Annotated in this window: 19 protein-coding genes; 8 read left to right on the forward strand and 11 right to left on the reverse strand. The window is 61.4% G+C overall.

Features of this window, described 5'->3' with window-relative positions:
• Positions 1 to 661 precede the first annotated feature (661 nt).
• The 4 genes from ACSFA3_RS21225 to ACSFA3_RS21240 all read right to left on the reverse strand — a co-directional run bounded on the left by ACSFA3_RS21225 (position 662) and on the right by ACSFA3_RS21240 (position 9,414).
• Positions 662 to 2,488 carry a tyrosine-type recombinase/integrase gene (locus tag ACSFA3_RS21225; protein WP_435507485.1) on the reverse strand — a complete coding sequence of 609 codons (1,827 nt, stop codon included), beginning with the start codon at positions 2,486 to 2,488 and terminating at the stop codon, positions 662 to 664.
• A gap of 224 nt (positions 2,489 to 2,712) precedes the next feature.
• Positions 2,713 to 5,139, reverse strand: coding sequence for a hybrid sensor histidine kinase/response regulator (locus tag ACSFA3_RS21230; protein WP_435507486.1), 2,427 nt, complete (start codon positions 5,137 to 5,139; stop codon positions 2,713 to 2,715).
• A 167-nt stretch (positions 5,140 to 5,306) separates the two neighbouring features.
• The gene (locus tag ACSFA3_RS21235) at positions 5,307 to 8,042 is read right to left on the reverse strand and encodes a PAS domain-containing protein (RefSeq protein WP_435507487.1); all 2,736 of its coding nucleotides are present in this window, start codon (positions 8,040 to 8,042) and stop codon (positions 5,307 to 5,309) included.
• Positions 8,043 to 8,634: 592 nt separating this feature from the next.
• Positions 8,635 to 9,414 (reverse strand): extracellular solute-binding protein, encoded by a 780-nt coding sequence (locus ACSFA3_RS21240; protein ID WP_435507488.1) that lies wholly within the window; start codon positions 9,412 to 9,414, stop codon positions 8,635 to 8,637.
• 227 nt (positions 9,415 to 9,641) lie between these two features.
• Between ACSFA3_RS21240 and ACSFA3_RS21245 the strand changes: the two genes are divergently transcribed.
• Genes ACSFA3_RS21245 through ACSFA3_RS21255 form a run of 3 tightly spaced genes read left to right on the forward strand, consistent with a single transcriptional unit; the run spans position 9,642 to position 11,354 of the window.
• Positions 9,642 to 10,028 carry a COG4315 family predicted lipoprotein gene (locus ACSFA3_RS21245; RefSeq protein ID WP_435507489.1) on the forward strand — a complete coding sequence of 129 codons (387 nt, stop codon included), beginning with the start codon at positions 9,642 to 9,644 and terminating at the stop codon, positions 10,026 to 10,028.
• A 22-nt stretch (positions 10,029 to 10,050) separates the two neighbouring features.
• The gene (locus ACSFA3_RS21250) at positions 10,051 to 10,560 is read left to right on the forward strand and encodes an RNA polymerase sigma factor (protein ID WP_435507490.1); all 510 of its coding nucleotides are present in this window, start codon (positions 10,051 to 10,053) and stop codon (positions 10,558 to 10,560) included.
• The gene (locus ACSFA3_RS21255) at positions 10,557 to 11,354 is read left to right on the forward strand and encodes an anti-sigma factor family protein (RefSeq protein WP_435507491.1); all 798 of its coding nucleotides are present in this window, start codon (positions 10,557 to 10,559) and stop codon (positions 11,352 to 11,354) included. Before ACSFA3_RS21250 ends, ACSFA3_RS21255 begins: the two co-directional genes overlap by 4 nt.
• 173 nt (positions 11,355 to 11,527) lie before the next feature.
• On the opposite strand, the gene ACSFA3_RS21260 is transcribed toward ACSFA3_RS21255, so the two are convergent.
• The 6 genes from ACSFA3_RS21260 to dsbD all read right to left on the reverse strand — a co-directional run bounded on the left by ACSFA3_RS21260 (position 11,528) and on the right by dsbD (position 18,635).
• Complete coding sequence (locus ACSFA3_RS21260; protein ID WP_435507492.1) at positions 11,528 to 12,616, reverse strand: c-type cytochrome; 1,089 nt, start codon at positions 12,614 to 12,616, stop codon at positions 11,528 to 11,530.
• A 7-nt stretch (positions 12,617 to 12,623) separates the two neighbouring features.
• On the reverse strand, positions 12,624 to 13,256 hold the full coding sequence (locus ACSFA3_RS21265; RefSeq protein WP_435507493.1) for a c-type cytochrome: 633 nt from the start codon (positions 13,254 to 13,256) through the stop codon (positions 12,624 to 12,626).
• Positions 13,257 to 13,721: 465 nt separating this feature from the next.
• Positions 13,722 to 15,101 (reverse strand): dihydrolipoyl dehydrogenase, encoded by a 1,380-nt coding sequence (locus tag ACSFA3_RS21270; RefSeq protein WP_435507494.1) that lies wholly within the window; start codon positions 15,099 to 15,101, stop codon positions 13,722 to 13,724.
• A 26-nt stretch (positions 15,102 to 15,127) separates the two neighbouring features.
• On the reverse strand, positions 15,128 to 15,970 hold the full coding sequence (gene dsbG / locus ACSFA3_RS21275) for a thiol:disulfide interchange protein DsbG (RefSeq protein ID WP_435507495.1): 843 nt from the start codon (positions 15,968 to 15,970) through the stop codon (positions 15,128 to 15,130).
• On the reverse strand, positions 15,967 to 16,812 hold the full coding sequence (locus ACSFA3_RS21280) for a prolipoprotein diacylglyceryl transferase family protein (protein WP_435507496.1): 846 nt from the start codon (positions 16,810 to 16,812) through the stop codon (positions 15,967 to 15,969). Before ACSFA3_RS21280 ends, dsbG begins: the two co-directional genes overlap by 4 nt.
• On the reverse strand, positions 16,809 to 18,635 hold the full coding sequence (dsbD, locus tag ACSFA3_RS21285) for a protein-disulfide reductase DsbD (RefSeq protein ID WP_435507497.1): 1,827 nt from the start codon (positions 18,633 to 18,635) through the stop codon (positions 16,809 to 16,811). The genes ACSFA3_RS21280 and dsbD overlap by 4 nt, the downstream gene beginning before the upstream one ends.
• A gap of 133 nt (positions 18,636 to 18,768) precedes the next feature.
• On the opposite strand from dsbD, the gene ACSFA3_RS21290 reads away from it, so the two are divergent.
• The 5 genes from ACSFA3_RS21290 (at position 18,769) to ACSFA3_RS21310 (ending at position 23,974) form a co-directional block, all read left to right on the forward strand.
• Positions 18,769 to 19,434, forward strand: a complete 666-nt coding sequence (locus ACSFA3_RS21290) for a response regulator (protein WP_435507498.1) — start codon at positions 18,769 to 18,771, stop codon at positions 19,432 to 19,434.
• Positions 19,431 to 20,798 carry an ATP-binding protein gene (locus ACSFA3_RS21295; RefSeq protein ID WP_435507499.1) on the forward strand — a complete coding sequence of 456 codons (1,368 nt, stop codon included), beginning with the start codon at positions 19,431 to 19,433 and terminating at the stop codon, positions 20,796 to 20,798. Before ACSFA3_RS21290 ends, ACSFA3_RS21295 begins: the two co-directional genes overlap by 4 nt.
• Before the next feature lie 85 nt (positions 20,799 to 20,883).
• Positions 20,884 to 21,486, forward strand: coding sequence for an SAM-dependent methyltransferase (locus ACSFA3_RS21300; RefSeq protein ID WP_435507500.1), 603 nt, complete (start codon positions 20,884 to 20,886; stop codon positions 21,484 to 21,486).
• Between the two features lie 168 nt (positions 21,487 to 21,654).
• Positions 21,655 to 21,972 carry a methyltransferase family protein gene (locus tag ACSFA3_RS21305; protein ID WP_435507501.1) on the forward strand — a complete coding sequence of 106 codons (318 nt, stop codon included), beginning with the start codon at positions 21,655 to 21,657 and terminating at the stop codon, positions 21,970 to 21,972.
• 334 nt (positions 21,973 to 22,306) lie between these two features.
• Entirely contained in the window at positions 22,307 to 23,974 is a 1,668-nt protein-coding gene (locus tag ACSFA3_RS21310; RefSeq protein ID WP_435507502.1) for a bifunctional protein tyrosine phosphatase family protein/NAD(P)/FAD-dependent oxidoreductase, read from the forward strand.
• A gap of 251 nt (positions 23,975 to 24,225) precedes the next feature.
• Here the strand turns inward: ACSFA3_RS21310 and ACSFA3_RS21315 are convergent, their stop codons facing one another.
• Entirely contained in the window at positions 24,226 to 25,119 is an 894-nt protein-coding gene (locus ACSFA3_RS21315) for an MBL fold metallo-hydrolase (protein ID WP_435507503.1), read from the reverse strand.
• Positions 25,120 to 25,171 lie beyond the last annotated feature (52 nt).

Below are 25,171 nucleotides of genomic sequence, written 5' to 3' on the forward strand. Positions count from 1 at the left end.
GATGCGAAAACGTCTGCATCCGAAGCATTCCTGTTACAAATCTTCGTCGTCATTTTGACGAATGGTCACACCGAGGTTTGGTCCGTACGGCTATGACAACGTTGAACCGCACTTTGTACGGTGTTCAACCGTTGAACATAGGAGCGGTTGGACCAGTTAGAAACGGCGGCTTCGTACAGGGCTTTTTGTGTGTGGAGTTTTAAGGGGTCAGAAGGCCTGAAGTCCCTTTCTTGTAGTCCCTCTTTGCAATTGCCAGCATGCTGGTGAGTTTATGAAGTGAGCGTGTTGCCGGGGCGGCATGTTCAAAGTGCGTGTGTACAGGCACTCCGAAGCCTTGCTGTCATGGAAAAATCGTTAATGAAGCATCTGACACGCCGGTAACTGGAAAAAATATAGCGAATTGATCGCCAGAGAATGGCCTCTAGATTTTGGCGCCACGCGCTTTCCAAGTCTTAATCTTCTTAGTCAACTCTCAGGAGTGATAACGCTATGCCGGAACGAGGGTAAGCGAATCTTCAACTTCTGACGCGAAGTTGAATCCCCCGCGGCAAAGCCTGTACAGGATGCCTCCAACCCTGCATCTAGTGTTCAACCGTTGAACATAGAAATAATGAGAGCACAACGACACAACCGAAAATGGCATGTCTTGTCTCGTCCAGAGTTAAGAGAATGCCTTCTTCAGCTCATCAACTCGCCGCCGCATCGGTGCCCGCCCGTAGATCGCCGTCGTCGTCTGGATGCTCGCATGCCCCATCTGCGCCTGAATGACGTCCAAAGGCACCTCCCGGGCAATCGCCCGCGTGCCGAAGGTGTGGCGCAACCAGTGCGTGGTGGCCCCCGCCAGCTTCGCGCGCTCGTGCATCGGCAGCTCGGAAGCCGCCACCGCCTTGCGAATCCATCCCCGCACATGCTCGTACAACGCCTGGTAGCCCAGCGGCGACATCGTGTCGAGCGTGCTGGCCAGGAGTGGGGCCTCGGGCGGCGCATCCTGAATGTTGCCCAGGTCGCGGTGGCGCAGATAGGCCTGCAGGGCGTCCAGTGCCTGGCCCGGTACGGCCGCAATGCGGTTCCTCGCGCCCTTGCCGTGCACCTGGATCACCCAACCCTCGGGTTCCAAACGCAGGTCCTTGAGCGTTGCGCCCAGGAGTTCTGCTGAGCGCAGACCGACCGACTCGACGAACCGCAGAATGAACCGGATGCGGGTGCTGGAGGCGCTCACGGGTTGCGCAGCCACGAACCGCAGGACCTCGGCCATGGCGGCTTCGGACAGGGCCTTGGAGTCGAGCATCTTCAGGTCGCGGTCATCGCCGGTCTTCTTGTTGACCAGCTGCCAGGGGTTCGACGGCAGGTACTGGGCGGCCTGCAACCAGGTGCACAGGGCGTTAACGATCACGAGGGCCTGGCGGTGGCTCGCATGCGAGAGCGGGCCTCTGAAGGGCGCCCAGCCCGGCTGGCCGGGGCGGGCCCGCTCCCGCGAGATCCAGCGGGCAGGCAGGTGCTGCAGGAAGGCCATGTAGGCGGTGCAGTCACCGACATCCATCTGGATCAGGCTGCGCTGGCGCTCGTGCTGCAGCCACAGCAGGAGCCGTGTGGCTTCGCGCTGGTAGGCCTTGGCGGTGGCGGTGGAGCCGGCCCGCGCCGCAATCCAGGCCTGGACGGCGTCGGCATCACTGTCGACATCGAGCAAACGCACGCGGTCGCCGGGGGAGGGGAGGGCGGTGGCCGGGAGGGCAGACTGATCCGGGAGGATCGGAATCAACGCTGCATCGACTGGGGGAGAGGCCGATGCAGGGGAAGAGCGGGTGGAAAGCGTGAAGACTGGTCGCAGGACCCGGGGTGCGGCCGGCAGCAGGGTGGCCAGGTGCTGGGCGATCCGCCGGGCCTTGGCTTCGCCCACGGCCGGCAGGGTCCGGTACCAGCGCCCGCCAATGGCGATCCGGGCGTTGAGTTCGCCCAGCGAAATGATGCCGGCCGCCGTGAGCTTGTCCGCCGTGCGGTCGTCGAACCAGCCCATGACCAGATCGCTGTCTTGCGGCTGCTCGGCGGCGACCGATTCCAGGCGGCGCAGCAAGGCGAGCTGGCGTTCGCGCAGGCGCTGGCTGCGCGCGGCCTTGCGGTCGGCCGGAAAGCTCTCCTGGTAGATCTCCCGCACGTCGGCCTCGGAGAAGCCGTCGAAGCGCCCGTCCGCAAACGCATCCAGGGTCGGGCGCTCAACACCAGAGGTCTTGATCGACAGACCCACGAGCCGCCAGGGCTCGCCGCGCCGGCGGGCGACCGCGCGCACGGCGTCCACGGTCTGCTGGTGGGCAGTGCGGGCCTCGTTGCCATGCTCGGTGCCGAGGTAGCGTGCGGCGCAAGCAGTGAGGTCCAGGCCTTCGGCGACCGCCCGCAGGTGGGCGAAGTGGTGCCGGCCAAGGCGCCGGACGAAGCGCTGGACGAAGCGTTTCTCCTCTGGAGAGGGCGCTAGAGGGGAGGGGGACGACGGCAAGGGGTGCTTTGGACGCTTGGATTTGGACCTGAGATTATCGATCTAATCTTAGGGCACGAGGTGCCGTCGCGAATGTGGATTGCACTATGCTTGACAAAAAAACTGCAACCCTCCAGCTGATCTAAGACGTCAGCTTTTACGGGCGCCCTCGCGCGTTCGATCAGTCCTCAAAGATGTCTGCCCTGTAAAAAGGGCAGCAGATTTTCAGGAAGTCAGATTTACTGTTACTGGTGCAGCATCTGTCTGATCTTGGCTATTAACGCACCGACATCAAAAGGTTTGGTAATAACCTCCATGCCCCGCTCCATATGGCCATCACCGACAGCAGCGTTCTGCGCGTAGCCAGTGATAAAAAGCACTTTTAAACCCGGCTTGCTGTGCCGTGCGGCATCTGCGACTTGCCGGCCGTTCAGCCCGCCAGGCAATCCGACATCCGTGATCAGGCAGTCGACGTGTTCGGCTTTCTCCAGAATGCGAAGTCCCGATGGCCCATCTTCAGCCGTTGCCACGCTGTAGCCTGCCTCAATCAGCATCTCGGACACCACGATGCGAAGAGTCTCTTCGTCCTCGATGAGGACGATCGATTCGCCCTCGCCACCCCCTACAAAAGCAGATTGGTCTCGTGCCAATTCCGCATCAGGTTCGCCTTGATGGCGTGGCAAGTAAAGGCACATGGTGGTGCCCTTGTTCAATTCGGAATAAACCCTCACTTGCCCGCCTGACTGCCGAACAAAACCGTACACCATGGATAGACCTAGAGCAGTTCCCTGACCCAATGGCTTGGTCGTGAAGAACGGGTCGAAGATCCGTTGCGCTACGTCATGAGACATGCCACATCCGGTATCTGTCACGCTGACAGAAACGTATTGGCCTGGTGGCAGTTCACGTTCTGCTGCAAGTCGGCTGTCAAACCATTCGTTTGCCGTCTGGATCGTCAGGCGTCCGCCCGCTGGCAGCATGGCGTCACGAGAATTGATGCAAAGGTTAAGCACCGAGTTTTCAAGTTGTGATGCATCGACTTTGATGGTCCACAGGCCGCCGGAGCCAATGACTTCGACCTCGACGTTGGGGCCTACTGACCGTTGAATCAAGTCTTCCAGTCCGCTCAACAGCTGGTTGACATCGGTAGGCTTCGAATCCAACGTCTGTCGACGAGCGAAAGCAAGCAGGCGCTGAGTGAGCGCAGAGGCACGTTTGATCGAATCCTGCGCCATGCCGATGTAGCGCTCGATGCCCTCGAATTTTCCGAGTTTTAGTCGAGCTTGAAGCACCTGCAAAGCAGCGCTCATGCCGCCCAGGAGATTGTTGAAGTCGTGCGCAATCCCCCCTGTCAACTGGCCGATCGACTCCATCTTTTGCGCTTGTCGTAAGACCTCTTGCGTCTGAAGGAGCTCGGCCTGCATGCGCACCCGTTCCGAGATGTCCTTGGCATGATGAAACGCTCCGGTAACACTTCCATCCGCCGCCCTAAGCGGACCGTAGGCAAGTTCCCAATGCGGAACCGTCAGATCTGGATCGCCGACCTCGGCCGTGACCGTGAACATCTCGCCAGCCAACGCCCGGTCGATGAAACCACGGATCATCGACGCCTGCTCCGGTAGCAACAGGTCTGGGAACACCTCGCCCATCTGGACGCGATGACCGTAGGTTCTGAAGAAGTCATCGCTGTGCGCCCGATTGAAGGCAATCTGCCGGTACTCGGTATCAAAGGCGCAGATCGGCGCTGTGTCGGACTCAACAATGTTCTCGTAGCGGCGCAGCGCCTCATCGCGAATCGTCTCCTGCGTGACGTCGCGCGCGACACAGATGAGCCGTTCGCCCTCGCTCACCGCCGTCCAGGAGAAGGTCCGGTAGCGCCCATCTTGGCCGCGAAAGCGGTTCACAAAAGTAGAAAGCATGACCTCGCCATCTGCCACGTCGACGACCTTCTGCTGGGTCCGGCTGACGTCATCGGGATGCTCCATCCACGAAGAGGTTCGACCTATCAATTCATCAAGTCTCCAGCCCAGGATCTCAGTCCACACCGGACTTGCTGAGATCCACCGGCCGTCCAAGTCACAGACAACGAAGGGATCACGCGACAACCGCCAAAGCTGGTCGCGTTCAGCCGCGATGGCGGCGAGCGCAGCGGCATTGCGCTCGGCTTCGTCGGTGAGCCTCTGATTGGCGCAGTTGACGGCTTCAGCCCGGTCGAAGATGCCCGCGTGCTCCGGCCGCAAATCAACGCCACCGCTGGTTTTCACCGTCTGCCGCAATATTTCTAAAGCGGTCACGTCGATCGGGTGCTGGAGAATGAATTCCACTTCACCGGCATCGTCGAGAACGGGTGTATGCGTGATGCTCCAGTAGCGCTTCTCGAATCTGCCAGCTTGATCGCCAGCCATAGGGACGTCGAATCGCAGCAAGGCCATCGTGTCCGGCTTGCGGGTCCGCTTCACCAGCTCGAACGAGTCGATCGCCTGCTTCAGCGTCTCCTCGTCGGTAGGGAACGCGTCCCAGGCCCAGCGGCCGACGATGTCGGAGAGCTCACGGCCGACCGAAACAAGATAGGCGGCGTTCGCTGCCGCGATGTTCAGATCGCGATCGAGAACGAGGTAGGGATTTGGCGACGCATCAAAGAAACGCGCTAGGTTAGAGATGGATGAGGACACGAAGCGCTTTTACTTGTCTTACCGAATTTGCAGGCTCGCACCCTTGCACATACTGGCGTTCCGGCCAGCGCAATGTTCTGCACTCGACGGACCACGCCCAACAGCGTTACAGATTGCTTTAGTCGATGCGACTTCCTCACATTCAGAAGCACAAGAAAATGCGGACTTCATGACGCGTCTGAAGTCTTGGTTGCGCTGACCAGCGTCTGCACTCGCTGCCCAAATGCCGAAAGCTCAAAAGGCTTGGTCAGCACCTGCATGCCAAGCGGAAGATGGCCATGGCTCAGCGCAGCGTTCTCGGCGTAGCCGGTTACGAACAGAACCTGAAGTTCCTGGATCAGCAGCCGGGCTGCGTCCGCAACTTGCCTCCCGTTCATGCCGCCTGGAAGGCCAACGTCGGTGACCAGAAGCTTTACAAAGCGATTTGCCTGCAGGATCTGGATCGCAGCGGGACCGTCTTCGGCTTCAAGCACCCGATATCCCAGCTCGCTCAAGACTTCTGCCATCAGTGTGCGCACAGAGGCCTCGTCATCGACCACCAAAACGGTTTCTCCAGCATGCTTGATGGCCGGCAGCTGCGCTTGATCGGCGTTGTTCTCGGCCGCATCGACTTCGCCGTGGTGACGGGGCAGGTACATGCAGACGTTGGTTCCCGAGCCTTCCTCCGAGTAGATCCGCGCGTGGCCGCCTGACTGGCGCGTGAACCCGTAGACCATCGACAAGCCCAGGCCGGTGCCCACGCCGATCGGCTTTGTCGTAAAAAACGGATCGAAGGCCCGCGCGATCACGTCGGCTGGCATACCGGTTCCGTTGTCGCTCACGCACACCGACACGTACTGGCCGGGGAGAAGCTGTAGTGCGCCGGCCGTGTGCTCGTCCAGCGATCGGTTCGCCGTCTCCACCACCAGGCGTCCACCGTCGGGCATGGCATCGCGCGCGTTGATGCACAGGTTCAGCACGGCATTTTCCAGCTGGCTCGGATCTACGCTCACCGGCCAGATATCAATGCCGGTCACGGCTTCCAGGGAGATTTCGGGACCAATGGTGCGTCGAATGAGTACTTCAAAGTCGCCGATCAGCCGGTTCACACTGATGACCTTCGGCTCGAGCGTCTGCTGGCGCGAAAAGGCAAGCAGCCGGTGCGTCAGTGCCGCGGCGCGCTTCGTCGCCGTCTGCCCGATGTCGACATAGCGGTCGATCGTGGCGTCGCCCTGTGTTTTGCGCTTGAGCAATTCGAGACTGCCGGAGATGGCGCCGAGCAGGTTGTTGAAGTCGTGCGCCAGACCCCCTGTCAATTGGCCCACCGCTTCCATCTTCTGCGACTGGCGCAGCGTGGCCTCGGTCTTCATCAGTTCGGCCGTGCGTTCCTGAACCTGGCGTTCCAGCGAAGCGGCCAGATCGCGCAGGTCCTGTTCCGCGCGGCGGCGCTCGACCGCCTGCCGGGTGCGGTGGGCCACTTCCCGGACCAGATCCAGTTCTTCCGTCGTCCAGGGCCGTGCCGTGGCGTGATTCAGGTAGAGCAGCGCAACGAAATCGCCGTCTTCGCTGACCGGCATGTTGATCGCCGACTGCGCGTTGATGGCGATCAACGCGTCGGCGTAATCGCAGGTGCGGGGGTCGAGACGCGCGTCGGCGAAGACGACCGTTTCGCCACGCTTGAGGTTGTCGATGTAACTGCCGTGCTCCCGGAACTTCAGCGTCCCCGCGAGCGTCCTGATGCCGGGCGCGTTCCAGTCGCGCTCGATCGTGATGGTCTCCGCTCTCTTGTCAATGGTTCCATAGCCTGCGCGGCTCACATCGAGGACGCGGCCCAGAGCCTCCATCGCGCGATAGGCGATCTCGTTCGGGTCTTCATGGACACCGTACACCTCCCGATCGAGCGTTTGCAGAAGTTCAGCGCGACGTCGACCCATGATCTCTTGCGTGACGTCCTGAGAGACGCCTGCCAACTGCAGCGGCTGCCCTTCCGCAGAGCGTTCGAGTCGCGCCTGGATGCGAACCCAGGCGAGCTGTCCGTCAGGCCGCACGATCCGATACTCGATGCGGTAGTCATCGCCAGTCTCGATTGTCTGCGCCACCGCCTCACGCATTCGCTGCCGGTCGTCGGGATGTACAGCTTCAAGCAGTTCTTGATAGCTGAAGGGCACATGAGCGCTTCGACCGAAGTTCAGTTTGCAATGCTGAGAGGCGTAAAGCTCCTGCGTAGACAAGTCGAGGTGCCAGATGCCCAGGTCTGCCGCAGCGGTTGCTGCGAGCAGGCGCGCTTCCCCCATCTCGACAGCACGCACACGGTCGGCCAGCTCCGCAATCAGCGCCGCGTTTGCAATTTCAAGTCCGGTCATGCGTTCGCGTTCGAGCGTGACGTCGACCTGGCTGGCGAAAAAGTAGGCGGGCTCGCCATCCGCGCCATTCACAGGCCCGAGCAGCAGGCGGTTCCAGAACGGTTCGCCGTTCTTCCGGTAGTTGCGCAGATCGACTTGTACAGACCTTTTCTCGCGGACAGCTTCGCGAATCAGACGCAAGGCTTCTGGGTCGGTGTCAGGTCCCTGGAGAAACCGGCAGTTGCGCCCCAGGATCTCGGCCCGCTCGTACCCCGAGAGCCGGCAGAACGAGTCGTTGACGAAGACGATCGGGTTGTCGGGCTGGCGCGGATCGGTGATAACCATCGGCATCCGCGTGGCCCGCACCGCGGCGACGAACGGATCTCTGCCGTCGTCCAGTCCAGTGATTCGGGGGTCGTCCGTCGCCTCTGTGTGGTGTGAAAACACGTCAATTGCTCTTTCGATGGCCATTTTTGGCGCACGAAGAATAACGCGATGTTTTGCTATCAGAGGCAGGACATCAAGACTGAACCTGCAACGCCACCCGACATGTTCAAAAAAAACTTCCAGCACCTTGCTCATTGTTGCGATGCAGGCTGGGCAGGTTCTGTGTGACAACCATCGAAGGCGAGATCTTGACCAGCTCGGCTGAGCACAACGAGCTCGTCAGTCACCGCTCGTGCGACTATCTGATGCCAGCATTTCCAAGCCTTGGGGGAATCACTCCTTCAAAAGGAAAGCCGGCTTGGCCGAGCATGCTGACTCGATCCTGTGCTCGCACTGTGCCGTTGAGCTGCAAATGCAATTGGCAGCGGCCTACCAAACGGAGCAGAGAGTGGAGCACTTCGACTGGCGCGAACGTGTTCAACGAACGTCCTGAGATTGGCAACGGCCGAATGTTGGTGCCCACTCGGTCAGTATTTAGCTTTTGCCTTGACGAACTGTCAGAAGTTCAGCACTGAGGAGTCGCCGTCCTTGACAGGCAACCCTGACTTAGTCTCGTGGTTAGCACCCTGAGATTTTGTGAGAAATCTTAGGGCATTGAGCTTCGCAACGTCGTTGTTTAAAGCTCAACTACATGTCCTGGGCTGCCATGCGCTGAATGGACGATCTGAAACTCACGCCTGTCGGCGTCCCGCCCAACCAACTTCAGGGCCGACTCAGCTTGATAGGATCAGTTCGTCTTCCAACCCCACTTGGAGAATATGGCTGCGCCGGCGGGTGACTGCAAAAACTCCACAAACTTTTGAGCTTGAGGCTTTTCCTTGCCGCGCGTGGTGATGGCAATCCCGCTGTCTCGGTAGATGGCGTAGTCAGGGGAAATTTCGACCACGTCGGCAAGCTCTGGACTTGCTACCTGCCAGATGTTCCAAATCAGCCAGACGTCGATCGATTTGTTGGCCACCCAAGCAGCCTTGGCTTCCGCACTGTTGCGTGCGTAGGTGGCGATGTTGGCTCGAAGCGCCTTTACAGTTCGGATGTTCCCTTTTCGTCCTGCTGCGTCTTCCCAGACACCGTTCTGGCCAGCGCCGTTGACGACCAAGACCGATGTTCCAGGCCGCAACAGATCTTCGAAGGAGCGAATTCGACGCGGATTGCCAGGGCGCACCAGCATGGCCAGGGGACGAAGGTACAGCGGCGTGACCTTCTGATGCGACAGCTGCGGCTCTAGAGCGGTAACGAAATCGGTCATCATTGTTTCCGAACCGCTAAAGACCAGATCGGCGTCCACCTTGGCTTGCGGCAGCCACTGGGGCGTCGGACCTGCGACAACCTCGATTTTGGTCCCGCTCACCCGTTCGAAGGCAGTGGCAGCTTCCCTCATCGCAGGCGCCGGTCCACCAGGACCATAGACGTGCAACGTCTGGGCTGAGACGCTGCCGCCAGCCAACAGGGTAACCGCGCCGACCGTCAGGAGGCGGGCCAGGTAGGTTCGAAGTGAGATGGATTTCATGAAGTTTTTGCGGTGAAGGAGTTAAGACGGTGATCGGCGGCGCCATCGGCGCGACGACGTTGCACGAAGTGTCTCCACATCAACACTCGGGAAGCGCGATCTATTCCCTCATCCTGAAAAATCAGCAACTCGACTGAAGTTCAAGCGTTTGCCAAAAAAACGGAATATTTCCCGGCCCTGCCGTGTTTACTCCACTGCAAGTCCTTTAACACTTCATTCGAGGTCCCATGATCCACAAACTGACCCTGTCTCTCTTGGCCGCGACGGCCGTTCTGACCACCGGTTGCGTCAGCACCATGTTTTCGAGTCCCGCGAGGACAGCCGATGGCGCACTCGTGGGTGCAAACGGCATGACGCTGTACACCTTCGACAAAGACGCTGCGGGAAATGGCAAGAGCACGTGCAATGGTCCTTGCGCGCAGAACTGGCCGCCGCTGCCAGCTGCCATGGGTGCGAGCACCCAAGGCGACTGGTCAGTGATCACTCGCGACGACGGTGCCAAACAATGGGCATACAAGGGCAAGCCAGTGTATTTCTGGGCCAAGGACCAGAAGCCAGGTGATCGCACCGGTGATGGCTTCGGCGGTGGCGTCTGGCACGTCGCCAAGCCGTAACGCCTGACCCTGTTGCTGCACCATGGGCATCGAGCAGACGCTGGCCCATATTCCATCGCTGCGGCGGTACGCCAGGCTGTTGACGGGTGACGCGTCACGGGCCGACGATCTGGTGCAGGACACGTTGGAGCGCGCCTGCGTCAAGTGGGCGCTCTGGCAGCCGGGATCGACATTGCGCGCCTGGCTGTTCACCCTCATGCACAACATCTACCTCAACCACCGACGTGACTGGCGTCACGACGACGGGCATGCGTCGCTGGATGAGGTGGCCGAGACATCGCATGAGCCAACCCCGCAGGTCGGTGACCAGATCGACATGCTTCAAACGCTCGGACGCATGTCACCGGCTTTGCGGGAGGTGCTGCTACTTGTGACGGTGGAGGAGTACACCTACGCTGAAGCAGCCAACATCCTGGACATTCCAGTGGGCACCGTGATGTCCCGCTTGCATCGCGCAAGAGAGCAGCTGAGGACCCTGGTTTCTCAAGACGCAGCTCCGGCGGCGACCTACTTGCATCTGGTGAAGCGATGACCGACTCAACCAAAGATGTCGACGAGTCCGAGCTGCACGCTCTGGTCGACGGCCAACTTGAGCCGTCACGCATTCCTGCCGTCCTGGATTGGTTGCGAAACCACCCTGAAGACGCCCAGCGTGTCGCACATTGGCAGGCGCAAAGGCTTCAGCTGAGGCAAATGTACCGGTCCATGGATGTCGGTGAGACCCCGCTCGCATTGACGCAAACCGTCGTGCGTGCACCGCGCCGAATCGCCGGCCGGCAGGTCGCTGCAGCGGCTGTGCTGCTGGGCGTTGGCTTGTTGGGAGGCTGGGCTGGAGGACGTTGGAGCGCCGGTTCAGACAGGCCATCCACGGCGCAGATGACCAATGCCGAACCTGGTTTCGCACGTGACGCGATGATCGCTCACGCGGTGTACACCCCGGAGGTGCGACATCCGGTGGAAGTCACGGCCGCGGACGAGGCGCATCTGGTGCAGTGGCTCACGCGCCGTCTGGGCTCGCCGCTGAAAGCACCCACCCTGGGGACGATGGGTTATCGCCTGCTGGGAGGGCGCTTGCTGCCCGGGCTGGACAGTCCACGTGCGCAGTTCATGTATGAGGATGCGGGCGGGCGCCGGGTCACGCTCTATGTGACCGTCTTTGACGATGCTCATGTCCCGAGCGAGACGGCATTCCGATCGGTGCACGAAGGCAAGGTCGAGTCGTTCTACTGGATCGAGGGTCGACTGGGGTACGCTCTGAGCGGTGAGTTCTCTGGCCAGAGTGCCATCGCGCTGGCCACCGAGGTCTATCGTCAGCTGTCGAAATAAGCGCACCAGTCGACCTTGCGCTGGCCGCAACATGAACGCGCTGGCAGAACATTGAGCGGCAACTTACCATGCGCACGCTTTTTTCCGAAGCGAGACCGTGCAGGCACTGTGATTGGATCCAGCGCAGCCGGCCACGCAATCGCCAATCGCCAATCGCTCGCACGGCTGCCAGATTAGCGGGCGCCCAGTACTTTTCCGTTGACCGTGCGTCCGTACATCGAATCGTCGGAGTCGTGGTATTTCTTTCGAGTCGCTTCCACCGAGCCGGTATAGCGTGGATCCTGAGGCCGCTCGTGACTGTTCATGTACATCGCCACGTCCCATGCCTCCTGATCACTCAGGGAGCCGCCTTTGCCCAGTGGCATGTTGGCTTGGATGAACCCAGAGGCGTTGCCAAGCTGGTGCATGCCCGCACCCCAATTGAATGAGTCAGGACCCCACAAGGGCGGGAACACCTGGTGGTCGCCGCTGCGCTGTCCCAGGCCATCCGCGCCGTGACACAGCGCGCAGTTCTGCTCATAAACAGCTGCGCCGCGAACAAAGTCGGGTGGCAGTGCAGGCTTCTTCAGCTTGGGATAACCACTGCCCGGAACTGGCGTGCCCACCGGTGCGCCCTTGGCCAACCAGAACGCATAGGTTTGAAGGGCCGTCATGATGTCGTCGTCCTGCGGTGGCGCCTTGCCATTCATGCTGTACTCAAAGCATCCCTGGATGCGTGCTGCCAACGTGTCAACTTGACCGGTCTTGCTGCGGAAAGCAGGATAGTGAATGAACGATGCCCACAACGGTGCCGAGTACGGTTTGCGGCCTGCATCCAGGTGACAGCTTGCACAGTTCAAGCTGTTGCCCACATATTTGGCAGCGTACTGCCCGGTGTTGTTGAAGACCTGCTCGCCCAGCCGGATGATCTTTCCATACTCACCCTCAGGCATCGCTGACTCGGGAGGCGGTGTGAAAATGCCTGCCGTCATTGAAGCCGCAGCCTTGGTTTCAGCAACACCTGCAAGTGCAACTGCACCCCCACCCGCAGTCGCACCCGCGGATGCTGCGTTTGACGTTTTGGACGCTTGCGTCTGTGTAGCAACAGCGGCTGGCACAGTCGTCTTGCTATCGCCTGCAACGCTTTGTGGTCCCGACTTGAGTGAGCGCTCGAAAGCGAAGTTGCCGCCAATTGCAATCGCAAAAGCCAAGGTTGTCATGACGCCCACAAAGAGCGTCAATCCAGAGATTGGCAGCTTCCAGCTCTTCTTCGAAGTGTCCATCACAGCCTCATTTTCTGACGGTTGCATCTGGCACTACCGACTTTGTCGGCAGTTCGGCAGGTGCCGGGGTAGCACTGGCAAGCGTCGAGTAATACTGGGCGACCGCCGTGACGTCTGTTTCTGAGAGCTTCGACGCAATCGCGGGCATGAGTGCCAGCGGTCCCGGCGGCCTGACGTTGGTTTTCCAGGCTTTCAGTTGCTCGCGAATGTAGTTTTCAGAAAGCCCAGTGAGTGGCGGAAACTGACCACCGACGCCGCCGCCATCCACGCCATGGCATTGCGCGCATGCGGGCAGCTGTTCCGCCCATCGGCCTCGGCTTGCCAACCAGCCACCCAAGTCCTCGGGTTTGAGCGATTGGCTCGTCACCTTCACCGCCATGGGCGACGGCATCTGGCTGTAGTAGCTCGCGACGGCAACGCGCTCTTCCGGTGAGAGCTTTGAAGCGAACTGCTGCATGATGGCGTTTTTGCGGTTTCCCGCAGCGAAGGCATCCAGCTGGGCCTGCAAGTAGGCGCGTCCTGTCCCGGCCAATCTGGGGAAATCGGCATTTCCTTCTCCCTTGGCGCCATGACAGCTGACGCATGCTGCGGCACCTTGAGGTGTTCCGCCTGCGGCAATTTTTTCGCCGATTGCGACCAAGTCGGTTTGTGCCGATGCGCACGTCGCCACCATGCTCGCGCACATCGCTGTGGTGATCGCGCAAGCGCGCCATGAACCTTTCGAGGCCCTGTTGCTATGCCCTGACATACGTCCATCCTTCTGTCTGAAGCAGTCCAAGCGCAAGCGCTGCCGCCTGCGGTAGCACGTTCATTCCAAGGGATAGTTCGCGCGAAAGGTTGCGCAAGGTACTGGGACAAACCCACGTCACTTTGTCCGTATCAACATTGGGCTGGTCCAAAGCTGCAGCAACGGCCTCTGCATTCAACACGATCCTGACCTCTGCCATGGGTTCGTCGCGAAGAATGTTCACTGCGTTCTTGCGAGCTCGCTGCAGGGAACCAGCCGTAGGTGCGTGCAGCAGAATGCGTATCCGGAGCGGGTCTGTCGTTGTCATTGTGGCTCCCACCATCATGGTTTGAAAATCCGCCGACTGCGCGATAACGATCAGGTCAACTGACGCAATGCATCTTTGAATGCCGACTGCAGCATTTCCTCGACGCTCGGGTGGTAGTAGGGCATTGCCAGCAGATCATCGACCGTGTCGCCTCGTTGGACGGCCCATGCGAGGTGATGGGCAAGATGCTCGCCTTGAACAGCGATGAGGCCAGCGCCCAGAATCTTGTGCGTTGCCTTCTCGACATACACCCGCACCAGGCTCGTTTCAGCATGAAGGATCTTTGATCTGCCATTGGCCGATCCTTCAGCTTCTCCGATGACGACCTCAGCCCTGTCGATCTTGGCGAAGGGCCTCCCCACCAAGGCGATGTCCGGATTGCTGAAAACGATCGAGATCGGTGTCCGACGTGGCTGCACTGGCTTCGCGTTCCTGTCGATCGCAGCCAATGCGCTGCGTGCGGCGTTGACGCCTTCGTCTGCCGCTTCATGCATCAACGGCCGGTCGGGATTCACGTCACCGGCGAAAAAGACAGCGCCCGAGCCGGCGGCACGGAGGGTCTGCAAATCCAAGGCAGGTCGTCCGTGGTCATCCAGTTCGACACCCGCTCGAGCAAGATCGAGCTCCTTGACGTTGGGCTGTCGACCCAGCGCCGCCAGCACCCTGTCCACGGTGTTCATGCGGCCATCGCTTTCCATCCGCACGTTGTTCCCGCCGCTGTCGATGTGCGCGTCGACGGGTTGGCCGAGCCACAGCGTCAGCTCTGGACTGAAAATCTCCAGGGCACGCTTCAGGATCGCTGGGTCGGCGATGCCGGCCAAGGTGGTTTGGAGGTCGCCTCCGATGACACGCACCCCCAGTCGAGACAGGGCCAATCCCATCTCCAACCCGATCGCGCCCATGCCGATGATGCCGATGCTTTGTGGCAAGGCATCCAGTTCGAAGAGGGTGTCAGTGGTCAGCAAACGATCCTCCAGGTGTTCGAGCGCTTTGGAGACTACTGGGTGCGATCCGGTGGCGATCACGAACGCCCGGGCGCGCACGCGAACGCCGTCGACTTGAAGCGTTTCGGGGTCCAGGAACTTCGCCTCGCCCATGATCAACCGATCGCCTGCGGCCTTGACGGTGCGCTCGGCCGCACCTCGCGCGAGCTTGTCTCTCGTACTGCGTGCCTGGTGCCACAGGTGCTGCGCCAGGTCGGCTTGAGACAACGCATGGTCCGTGTCCAGCCGATGCACGGTGGCCCATTGCTCGCCGGCGTGCAACGCTGCTTTGGAGGGCATGCAGCCCACCCTGGCGCAAGTGGTTCCAAGGGGACCCCGATCGATCAGCAGGACCTCGGCGCCCAGGGCATTGATTTCATGGAAGGCAGACAGGCCGGCTGTGCCAGCACCAATAACGGCGATGTCTGCAACGCGCTCTTTGTTCATGTAATTCTCCGGTTCTTGTGAGGCGATCAAAGCGGCCCAAAGATCGCAGGGAGTGCGTTATCAGGTGCACCTGTGCGGGTTTGCAGCATCCCCTTGGCATCACGCCAGATCAACGCTGGGGTTGCTTGCAGTCGCAGCGATGTCATCAGGCTCGCATTGCTTTCCAGCTTGGCGCTGATGGCTGCTGGAATGGTGGCCAGCGGCTTCAGGCCCTCGTTGCTCAGTGGCTTGGGTCGCCCGGACGCCAGGGTCTTTGCAGTGGAGGCCACATTGGCGCGTTCATGCGCGTCCAAGGCCGCTGCAGGATTCTTGTCGGCAAGCAGGGCGGCCGCTTTGCCTGCGCTGGTGGGAGTGAGAATGCCCACCATGATGTGTCGCAGCTGCACCTTGCCGCTGTCCACCCACGGCCGTGCATCGGACCAGAGCTTGTTGCAGTAAGGGCAATTCGGATCGGTCAGTACGTAGACGATCTTGGGTGCCTTGTCCGAGCCGTCTGCGATCCATGTGCTGCGCTCGACCTGTGACCAGGTCGCATCGGTCATGGGCCCGGCGACAGCGTGCTCAAGCGACGCGTGATTCACGTCCTGTCCCTTCGCATCCAGCATCGTGCCTGCGATGACATGCTGGTTATCAGGGGTCGCATACAGGGCCATGGGCGTCTGGCCCATGTACGCCGCCCAAGCCGGGAGTCCGCCCGCTGCAGGAAAAGTGCCCACGATCGTAACCCCCTTGCTCTCAAGCGCGCGCAGCGTTTCTGGCTTCGGTTGCGCCCAAGGCGTGGTTTGGAACACGAGCATGCACGCCATGGCGATCCACGATCGTTTGTGCTTCGTGGCAAACGCTGAAGTTCGGTGGACAAAGGGGTTCATGGGGCCTTGGTGGGAGTGCTGTTGGAAAGTGGTGAAACCTGAATGCCGCGCAGGCGTTCGGTCAACGTTGCGAGAGACAGTTCGCCCACGCGCGAGTCGACCAGCGTGCCGTTGGCATCGAAGAACAACGTGGTGGGCAACGCGCGCTGGCTGAACTTGCCCGAGGCCTCGCCCTTGGCGTCGAGCAGGACGTTCACAAGCGCCAGCTTCTCGGCGTTCAAATACGATTCGACCTTGGCCGCCGTCTCGCCCTGATTCAGGAAGACAAAATGAACCTCCGGATGTTCGACTTGGGCCGCGGCGAGCACGGGCATTTCCCGCCGGCATGGCGGGCACCACGTCGCCCACAGATTGACCACCGTCGGCTTGCCCGCAAACTGCTGCAACGACACCTGCCGGCCATCCAACGCTGCCAGGTTGATGGCAGGAAGAGGCGTATTTGCTGGTGCCAGCGAGAAAAGGATCAGGCTGCCCACCACCCACACCAGCGTGGCGCCTGCGAGAGCACTCCACAGCGAGCGCCGCACAGGGCGCACGCGCAGTCCCATCCACAAGGCATAGAGCCAGGCAGCAAGCAAGCCTGGCAACGGACGCCAACCGCCGTCACGGATGTCAAAAATGCGCCATGGGCTGGATCGATAGGCTTCGAAAAACAGCACAACGAAGGCCAGTCGCGCGACGACGACGGCAACGAGCAGCGTGCGAAACAGCTGCGGATCGACATCGACCTGTGCACTGCCACCCCATCGACGACCCACGAAGTACGCCGCTGCCACAGCGGCGATCACAACCACCAGGGCCCAAGGAAACGTCAAGGGACCGATTTGCAGGGCGCCGTTCATGAGAGGTCCTTGGGTACGGGTTGGCGCTTGAGCAGATCGTTCGAATCGAATTCTCCGACCAGGCGTGCATCGCGCCGCTCTTGCCCTCGTGCGTCAAACAGCATGACCGTCGGCGGACCGAGGACTTGGTGCGCACGCATCCATGCCAACTGCTCGGCGGTGCTGGACGTGACATCGGCCCTGAGCAACACCGCGCCGTCGAGCGCACGCTGGACCACTGGGTCGCCAAAAACCTGGGTCTCAATGCTCTTGCAGGAAATGCACCAGTCGGCATAGAAGTCCAGCAGCACCGGCTTGCCGGCTGCCCGCGCGGCGTCGAGCTTGGCATCGAGCACTTGGACGCTGTCGATGCGCTCGAAGCGAGCGGAGGCCACAGGCACTTGCGCTGTCTGATCCACATTCCGCCGCGTTGCAAGGAAGGAAAGCGGCCTGAGAGGATCTGCCGCGCCAGCAGCAGCACCCAGCCACATGGCCGCACCCCAAAGTCCCATCAGCACGGCCGCTGCCGGCGCCATGATCCGGCGCGACTCGCTGCGGCAACCCAACTGAAGGACCGCCACGGACAACGCCACGAGGAGCGCTCCCCACAGGGCCAGCGCAACCGAGGGTGCGACCACGCGCTCAACCATCCAGATCGCCGTGGCCAGCAGGAGAAAACCAAAAGCGCCCTTGACGCGTTCCATCCACGCGCCCGGCCGCGGCATATAGCTGGACCCGACCGTGGCAATGACGACCAACGGCACCCCCATGCCCAGTCCCAACGACAACAACAGAACACCGCCGTGCAGGGCGTTGCCACTTTGCGCGATGTAGAGCAGGGTTCCCGCCAGCGGTGCGGTCATGCACGGCCCGACCAACAAAGCCGAGAGAAAGCCCATGGCTGCTGCGCCAACAAGCGTGCCGCCTTTTTGCTGGCGACTGGCATCATCCAGACCGTTTCTCAAACCTCGCGGGAGCTGCAAGGTAAAAAAGCCGAACATGCTTGCAGCAAGGACCACAAACACGGCGCCTATCCCATAGAGGGTCCACGGGTTCTGCAGCCAGCCTTGCAGGTTGGCGCCTGCCATCGCGGCTCCCACGCCCAAGCCTGCATAGGTTGCCGCCATGGGCAGGACGAAGGCCAGCGACAGGGCCAAGGCGCGGCGTGGCCGTGCTCGATCGCCCACCACGATGCTTGAGAGGATCGGAATCATCGGCAGCACGCACGGTGTGAACGACAGTGCAAGGCCCAAGGCGAAGAAAAGTGGAACGGCCCACAGCAGCGACAGGCGCTGCAGCAGTAACTGAATGTCGCCATCACTGCCGCCCTGCGCGAGCGCCCATGCGCCTGACGTGGAGGCATCCCGTGGCAGCGCCAGTGCTGGTGCCAACGACGTTTCGCTCACAGCACTGAGCATCACCTCCCTGGTTTGCGGCGGATAGCACAGGCCCGCCTCGGCGCACCCCTGCCAGGAGACTGCCAGCGACGTCGCACGTCCGGCTTGTACCTTGACGGCAACGCGATCGTGATAAACCTCCATGGCACCAAAATTCGGGTCTTCCTTCTGCTCGCCGGCGGGTCGTTCAACCTTGATGGCCGTGCCCGGAGGCTTCGCTGTCACTTCCAACCGGTCGCGGTAGAGGTAGTAGCCAGGCGCTATCGTCCACACAAGGTCGATCGAGCCGTCTTGTTGCAGGGTCGATGGATGCTTCAGGACAAATGCTTGTTCGGGCGCGAGGAAGGTGGCCTCCGTGTGACCGGCGCCGGGCACCCAGGCCAGGGCGAGGACGAAAACCATCGCGAAAAGGCGCTGCATGCAAGAGCGAACGGGCGAGAGGGTCATAACGCTGTCTTTGTTATGGAACTGGGATTGCATCTTGGCCAATCACGATTAAGGCAGCGTTATGGGCGCCAGAACGGATGTGGGACAGTCAGGACCGAGCTCAACCATCGAATGTGGACAGGCACCGACGAACATGCATGTGCTGCTGGTCGAAGACGACGAACTGATTGCCACGGGCGTCGTGGCAGGCCTGAGACTGCACGGTCTGACCGTTCACCACGTCGCGACGGCCGCCGCTGCGCAGGCCGCCCACGACAGTGCCGCCTTCGATGTCTGCATCCTGGACCTGGGATTGCCCGATGAGGACGGCATGGCGCTGCTTCGCCGTTGGCGCACGCGTGGTCAACACCTGCCGGTCCTGGTCCTGACGGCCCGCGACGCCGTGGAGCATCGCGTGGCAGGGCTGCAGTCCGGCGCTGACGATTACGTCCTCAAGCCCTTCGACCTTGACGAGTTGGTCGCTCGGCTCCACGCGCTGCTGCGCCGGGCGTCCGGGCGCAGCTCTGACCGCATCGAACATGGCCCGCTGACCTTTGAGGTGGCCACAGGAGAGGTGCAACTCCATGGCAGCCCGGTCGAGCTCTCGCGCCGCGAACTGGCGCTGCTGCGCACGCTGCTGCAGCACCCCAAGCAACTGCTCAGCGCCGAGCACTTGCGCGACAGCCTGTACGGCTTCGAACAGGACGTGGAAAGCAACGCGGTCAATGTTCACATCCACCACTTGCGGCGCAAACTGGGCATCGGCATCGTGGAGACGGTCCGCGGCCAAGGCTACCGTCTTGGGAATCTGGCGCCATGAGGACGCCAATCGGTGCGGCGGTCAGCTTGCGCTTGCGCTTGCTCGGCATCATTGGTGCCTCGCTGCTTGGCGTGTGGAGCTTGGTGGCGGTATGGATGCTGATCGACGTGCGCAAGGAAGTGCGCGGTGCGTTGGACGACCGGTTGGCGGCCTCCGCACGCATGGTGGCAGGGCTGATTTCGCAGCTCCCGCCACCAGCACTTGCCAACCCGTCTGATCAGCGCATCGACGCGGCGCTGGATGTGATTGCACGCGATGGCTTGGCCTGCGAAGTGAGCCTGATGCGTGGCGAGGTGACTGCCATGCAACTGGCTCGCACCTCTGGCAGTCCTGGGATGGTGGCTGCGCCGGCCGGTTACGGAAACCATACCTTCGGCGGCCGGCAGTGGCGCACCTTCGTGCTGGAGAGCGGCAACCTGCGCATCGCCACCGCAGACCGCCTTGACGTGCGAGATGGCTTGCTGCGCGACATCGCGCTGACCGCGGGCATCCCGTTTTTGCTGGCACTTGCCGCCAGCTTGTTGCTACTGTGGTTCGGCATCGGTCGCGGACTTCAGCCACTCGAACAGTTGCGCGCTGCGCTCGCACGACGACGGCCCGAAGACGCTCATGCACTGCCGGAAATGACCACCCCGCCCGAGTTGCGCCCGCTGGTCGAAGCCTTGCAGCACCTGCTCGCACGCACGCATGCGGCCATCGAGCGCGAGCGTCGATTCACCGATGATGCGGCGCACGAACTGCGCTCGCCGCTGACCGGTATCAAGACCCACCTGCAAGTGTTGCGCCTGGCGTTGGGACGGCCTGAGCATGCGGCCACGGCAGCGCAATCCCTGGTCGACGCCGAACGGGGCGTCCAGGCCTTGCAGGCCACCTTGGAACAGCTGCTGACGCTGGCACGGCTGGACGGCCCGGCCGCCAGTGGCTGTACAGAACCTGCCGATGCGCAAGCCACGGCCCACCAAGCCATCCTCGAGGCGGGGGGGAGCGACGCGGTGCAGTTCGATGCGTCCGATGCCACCGTGGCCGTCGCCGTACCGGCACCGTTGCTGCGCGCTGCGCTGCGCAACCTGCTGGACAACGCGTTGCGCCACGGCGCCAGCACGCACCCGGTGCGACTCACCCTCGATCGATCGGCCACGGGCTGGGTCTGTTTTCAGGTCCAAGATCGAGGCCGTGGCATGAGCGAAGCGGAATGCGCACAGGCGGTGCAACGCTTCTGGCGTCACAGTCCTGGCACCACCGGCAGCGGCCTCGGCCTGCCGATCGTCATGGCCATCGCGCAGCGCTACGGCGGCTCGTTGACCCTCCACCCGGCGCCTGAGCAAGGTTTGGTGGTCGCGCTCACCTTGCCCGTGTGCACCTGACGGTCTGCACCGAACGCGCCGATTCACTTGGAAACACAGTCACACCATGTCTCACACCCCGAATCAATCTTCACCATCCTCCACGGTGGCCGACAACTGGAATCAGCGCTTCAGCCGCGAGGAGTTCGTCTTTGGCGAGCAGCCCAATGCCTGGTTGCGCGCGCAGGCGCACCACTGGCGTCCGGGTCACCGCGTGCTGTGCGTGGCCGACGGCGAAGGTCGCAACAGCGTCTGGCTGGCGCAGCAGGGCTTGCGCGTCGATGCCTTTGACATCTCCAGGGTCGGTGTGGCCAAGGCGCAGCGCCTGGCCGAGCGCTGCGGCATGCAGGTTGACTATCAGGTGGCGGACTGCGATGCGGTGGCTTGGCCACAGAGCGTCTATGACGGCGTGGCCGCCATCTTCGTCCAGTTTGCAGATCCAGCCATGCGCGCACGCCTGTTTGATCGGATGATCGCGTGCCTCGCGCCCGGTGGGGTGCTGGTCCTTCAGGGCTACACGCCGCAGCAGCTCGTCTACGGCACGGGCGGCCCATCGCTGGTCGAGAACCTCTACACCGAAGCCATGCTGCGCCAAGCATTCGGTGCGATGGAGCTGGCTGCACTCTCCGACTACGAGGCCGAGTTGGACGAAGGCCTTGGACACCGTGGTCGCTCAGCGTTGATTGGCCTGGTCGCACGCAAGCGCTGAGTTTCACATGGCCATCCAGGACGCACCCACAGGGCAGGGCAAAAGGTTTTATGTCGCCGTATTGGTTGCCGCTCAGTTTGGGCTGCTGACCTTGCTGATTGTGGCCACGGCCTCACGTGGCGCCAGGGCACGGCACCGTTCCTGGCATGGGCGCTCTGGGCGGTTGCTGTGCTGCTGGGCGTCTGGTCGCTGTGGGCCAATCGGCCCGGCAACTTCAACATCAGGCCGATGCCCCGCACAGATGGCTACTTGGTCCAGCATGGACCGTATCGCTGGATCCGCCACCCCATGTACACCGGCGTGACCAGCTTGGCCGCCGGCTGCGCCCTGGCGGTCGGATCGGCGTGGGCTTGGGCATTGATGGTGTTGCTGGCAGTGGTGCTGGTTTTCAAATCCATCGTTGAAGAACGTTGGATGAGTGATGTTCATCCCGCATACCGTGACTACCGACGCCGAACTTGGCGTTTCATCCCTTGGGTCGTTTGAGCCGCAATCGAGCACCGCGCATCATTTAACATCCTTACATGATATGTTCATATATAATATGATAATATTGAATGATGGTGTTGGCTCAAGTGTCTGTCTTGTTCAAACCTGAATTTTTGACCAGAGCTGCTGGTTCAGCTGCCGAAGCATTGCCGGTGCTGACGCTTCATGCGCTGCGGGTCACCATGTGCCCAAGCAAGTTGCCTGGACCTGAGAGCAGCGCAAACTGGTACTGCCAGATTTCTCCGAATGAACTCTGAGTCCAAGCTTTCAAGCCGCGCGTGATGGACCCTTTGCTCAGCGGCGAACTTCTTCTTTTCCCTGGAAACACCTTATGGAAATTGATCCGCTTTGCCCTGTGCTGTCGGTCTCACCGCAGCTTTCCACCGCCGACCTCCAGGCCGTGCGGGACGCTGGATTTAAATCCGTCATCTGCATTCGGCCTGACAACGAAGACGCTGATCAGCCGAACTTCGTTGACATCGAGCGCGCGGCTTTGGCCCTTGGCTTGCAGGCAAAGCATTTGCCGGCAGAGTCGGGCAAGGTCAGTGACGATCAGGGAGCTGCCTTTGGCAAGCTCATGACTGCCCTGCCGAAGCCAGTCCTGGCGTTTTGTCGCACGGGCATGCGTTCGACCACGATGTGGGCGCTTTCAGAGTCCAAGCAGACACCTTTGCCGACGCTCATCGAGCGCGCATCCAAAGCTGGTTTTGATCTCAAGCCGCTGGTGCGACGTATCGCCAATGGCGGCAAGACGCCCGTCGAGGTGGTTGAGGAATCGCACGACGTCGTCATCGTCGGTGGCGGCGCAGGGGGGATCGCCGTGGCGGCCAGTCTGCTGGCGCGCAGTCCGGGCCTGGACATCGCCATCATCGACCCGGCCAACGTTCATTACTACCAGCCCGGCTGGACCATGGTCGGCGCTGGCGTGTTCGAAGCAGCCTCCACCGCTCGCAAGCTGGCCAGCGTGCTGCCGCATGGTGTGCATTGGCTTCAGTCGGCGGTTGCAGCGTTCGAACCCGAGCGCAACGCGGTCGTGCTGGACGGCAGCCGTGTCGTCAAATACGAACAACTCGTCGTCTGTCCGGGTTTGAAACTGGACTGGGATGGCGTGGAGGGTCTGGTGGATACGCTCGGTCGCAACGGCGTGACCAGCAACTACCGCTTCGACCTGGCGCCCTACACGTGGGAACTGGTGCAGCAACTCAAGCAAGGCCGCGCGATCTTCAGCCAGCCACCCATGCCCATCAAGTGCGCGGGTGCGCCGCAGAAGGCGATGTACCTGTCGGCCGACCACTGGCGCAGGAAGGGCGCGCTGTCGTCCATCGACATCCAGTTCTGCAACTCCGGCGCGGTCCTTTTTGGGGTTGCCGACTACGTGCCGGCGTTGATGGAGTACATCGAAGCTTACGGGATCCACCTGAACTTCGGCGAAACACTGGTTGCCGTCGACGGGCCGGCACGCCAGGCGGTCTTCAGCCGGGCCAAGCCCGATGGCGGCAAGGAGCGGATCACGCGGGAATTCGACATGCTGCATGCCGTGCCACCGCAAAAATCGCCGGATTTCGTGCGCGTGAGTCCCCTGGCCGATGCCGCCGGATGGGTGGATGTGGATCCGGGGACGCTGCGGCACAAGCAGTTTGCCAACGTGTTCGCGTTGGGCGACGTGGCCAACACCACGAATGCCAAAACGATGGCCGCGGCACGCAAGCAAGCGCCCGTGGTGGCACACAACCTGCTCGCCCTGCGTGGCACGACTAAAGGGGACGCGATCTACAACGGCTATGGCTCGTGCCCCCTGACGGTGGAGCGCGGCAAGATCGTGCTGGCTGAGTTCACCTATGGTGGCAAGCTCGCACCAAGTTTCCCCAAGTGGCTGATCGACGGCACACGTCCATCGGCGCTGGCATGGCACCTCAAAGAACGCATCTTGCCGCCGCTCTACTGGGACTGCATGCTCAAGGGCCGTGAATGGATGGCTCGGCCTGAAATGGTGGGTTGATGCATGACCCTATGGCACCACCGCCAAGGGCGTGCCCGCAACATCGGTCGCCAGCGCTGGCGTTCGTGGACTGAGGTCGACGCAACGACCGCGCCGATTTCACCGGCACGGCTGCGACGGCGCTGACCAAGACCAGCATTCAGATCCCGGAAAGACTTGGCTTACACGATGTTGGCTCGGCTTCCGATCGTTGCGACTGCAAGGAACATCACGAGCAAGACAAGGGCATGACCATCGGCCCTATCTGAACTCTACTTGGCATCCAACTGCTTGCGTCTCGGCAATGCGTTTAAAGGAATGCGCAGGTAGGCGACCCCATTCTCGTCTGCGGGCGGCAACTGCCCAGCGCGAACATTCACCTGGATCGAGGGCAGGATGAGCGTGGGCACTTCCAGCGTCGCATCTCTCGCCTTGCGCATGGCGACGAACTCCGCTTCGCCAATGTCATCGCGCACGTGGATGTTGCTCGCCCTTTGCTCTGCAACCGTTGTTTCCCACTTGGCCTCCCGACCCTTGGGCGGGTAGTCGTGGCACACAAAGACTCGCGTCTTGGGTGGCAGGGCCAGGAGCCGATGGATCGAGCGGTACAGCACGTGGGCATCGCCGCCTGGAAAGTCGGCGCGGGCGGTCCCGACATCAGGCATGAACAGGGTGTCGCCCACGAAAACGGCGCCATCAATCAAGTAAGCCATGTCCGCTGGCGTGTGGCCAGGCACCAGCAGTGCAGTCGCCTCGACATTGCCGATCTTGAACACCTCGCCATCCTTGAACAGATGGTCGAACTGGCTGCCATCGGGCAGGAATGTCCGTTCAAGGTTGTAGATTTTTTTGAATGTCGCCTGCACGTCGCGGATGTGCTCGCCGATGGCGATTTGCCCACCCACCTGCTCCTGCAGGTAGCGCGCGCCCGACAAATGGTCTGCGTGAGCATGCGTTTCGAGAATCCACTGCACCGTGAGTCCTTCGGCCTTCACGTACGAGAGCACGGCGTCGGCGGCGTTCGTGTCCGTGTGCCCGGACTTGAAGTCGTAATCCAGGACCGGGTCGATGATCGCCGCTTGCAGGGTCCCAAGGTCGGTGACGACGTACGAGACGGTCCACGTCTTGGCGTCAAAAAACGATTGAATGTGGGTTCGGGCAGACATGCAGTACCTCATTGTTCAGTTTATTGACATTGATTATATGTTTGGGTATATT

The sequence above is a fragment of the Variovorax glucosi genome, from assembly GCF_051216695.1.
GTDB lineage: Bacteria > Pseudomonadota > Gammaproteobacteria > Burkholderiales > Burkholderiaceae_C > Variovorax.

Coding starts and splice junctions, on each gene's coding strand:
- ACSFA3_RS21255 (WP_435507491.1), top strand. CDS start 10,557: ATGACCGACTCAACCAAAGATGTCGACGAGTCCGAGCTGCACGCTCTG.
- ACSFA3_RS21260 (WP_435507492.1), bottom strand. CDS start 12,616: ATGGACACTTCGAAGAAGAGCTGGAAGCTGCCAATCTCTGGATTGACG.
- ACSFA3_RS21315 (WP_435507503.1), bottom strand. CDS start 25,119: ATGTCTGCCCGAACCCACATTCAATCGTTTTTTGACGCCAAGACGTGG.
- ACSFA3_RS21240 (WP_435507488.1), bottom strand. CDS start 9,414: ATGAAATCCATCTCACTTCGAACCTACCTGGCCCGCCTCCTGACGGTC.
- ACSFA3_RS21250 (WP_435507490.1), top strand. CDS start 10,051: ATGGGCATCGAGCAGACGCTGGCCCATATTCCATCGCTGCGGCGGTAC.
- ACSFA3_RS21295 (WP_435507499.1), top strand. CDS start 19,431: ATGAGGACGCCAATCGGTGCGGCGGTCAGCTTGCGCTTGCGCTTGCTC.
- ACSFA3_RS21270 (WP_435507494.1), bottom strand. CDS start 15,101: ATGAACAAAGAGCGCGTTGCAGACATCGCCGTTATTGGTGCTGGCACA.
- dsbG (WP_435507495.1), bottom strand. CDS start 15,970: ATGAACCCCTTTGTCCACCGAACTTCAGCGTTTGCCACGAAGCACAAA.
- ACSFA3_RS21245 (WP_435507489.1), top strand. CDS start 9,642: ATGATCCACAAACTGACCCTGTCTCTCTTGGCCGCGACGGCCGTTCTG.
- ACSFA3_RS21235 (WP_435507487.1), bottom strand. CDS start 8,042: ATGAGCAAGGTGCTGGAAGTTTTTTTTGAACATGTCGGGTGGCGTTGC.
- ACSFA3_RS21290 (WP_435507498.1), top strand. CDS start 18,769: ATGCATGTGCTGCTGGTCGAAGACGACGAACTGATTGCCACGGGCGTC.
- ACSFA3_RS21280 (WP_435507496.1), bottom strand. CDS start 16,812: ATGAACGGCGCCCTGCAAATCGGTCCCTTGACGTTTCCTTGGGCCCTG.
- ACSFA3_RS21310 (WP_435507502.1), top strand. CDS start 22,307: ATGGAAATTGATCCGCTTTGCCCTGTGCTGTCGGTCTCACCGCAGCTT.
- dsbD (WP_435507497.1), bottom strand. CDS start 18,635: ATGACCCTCTCGCCCGTTCGCTCTTGCATGCAGCGCCTTTTCGCGATG.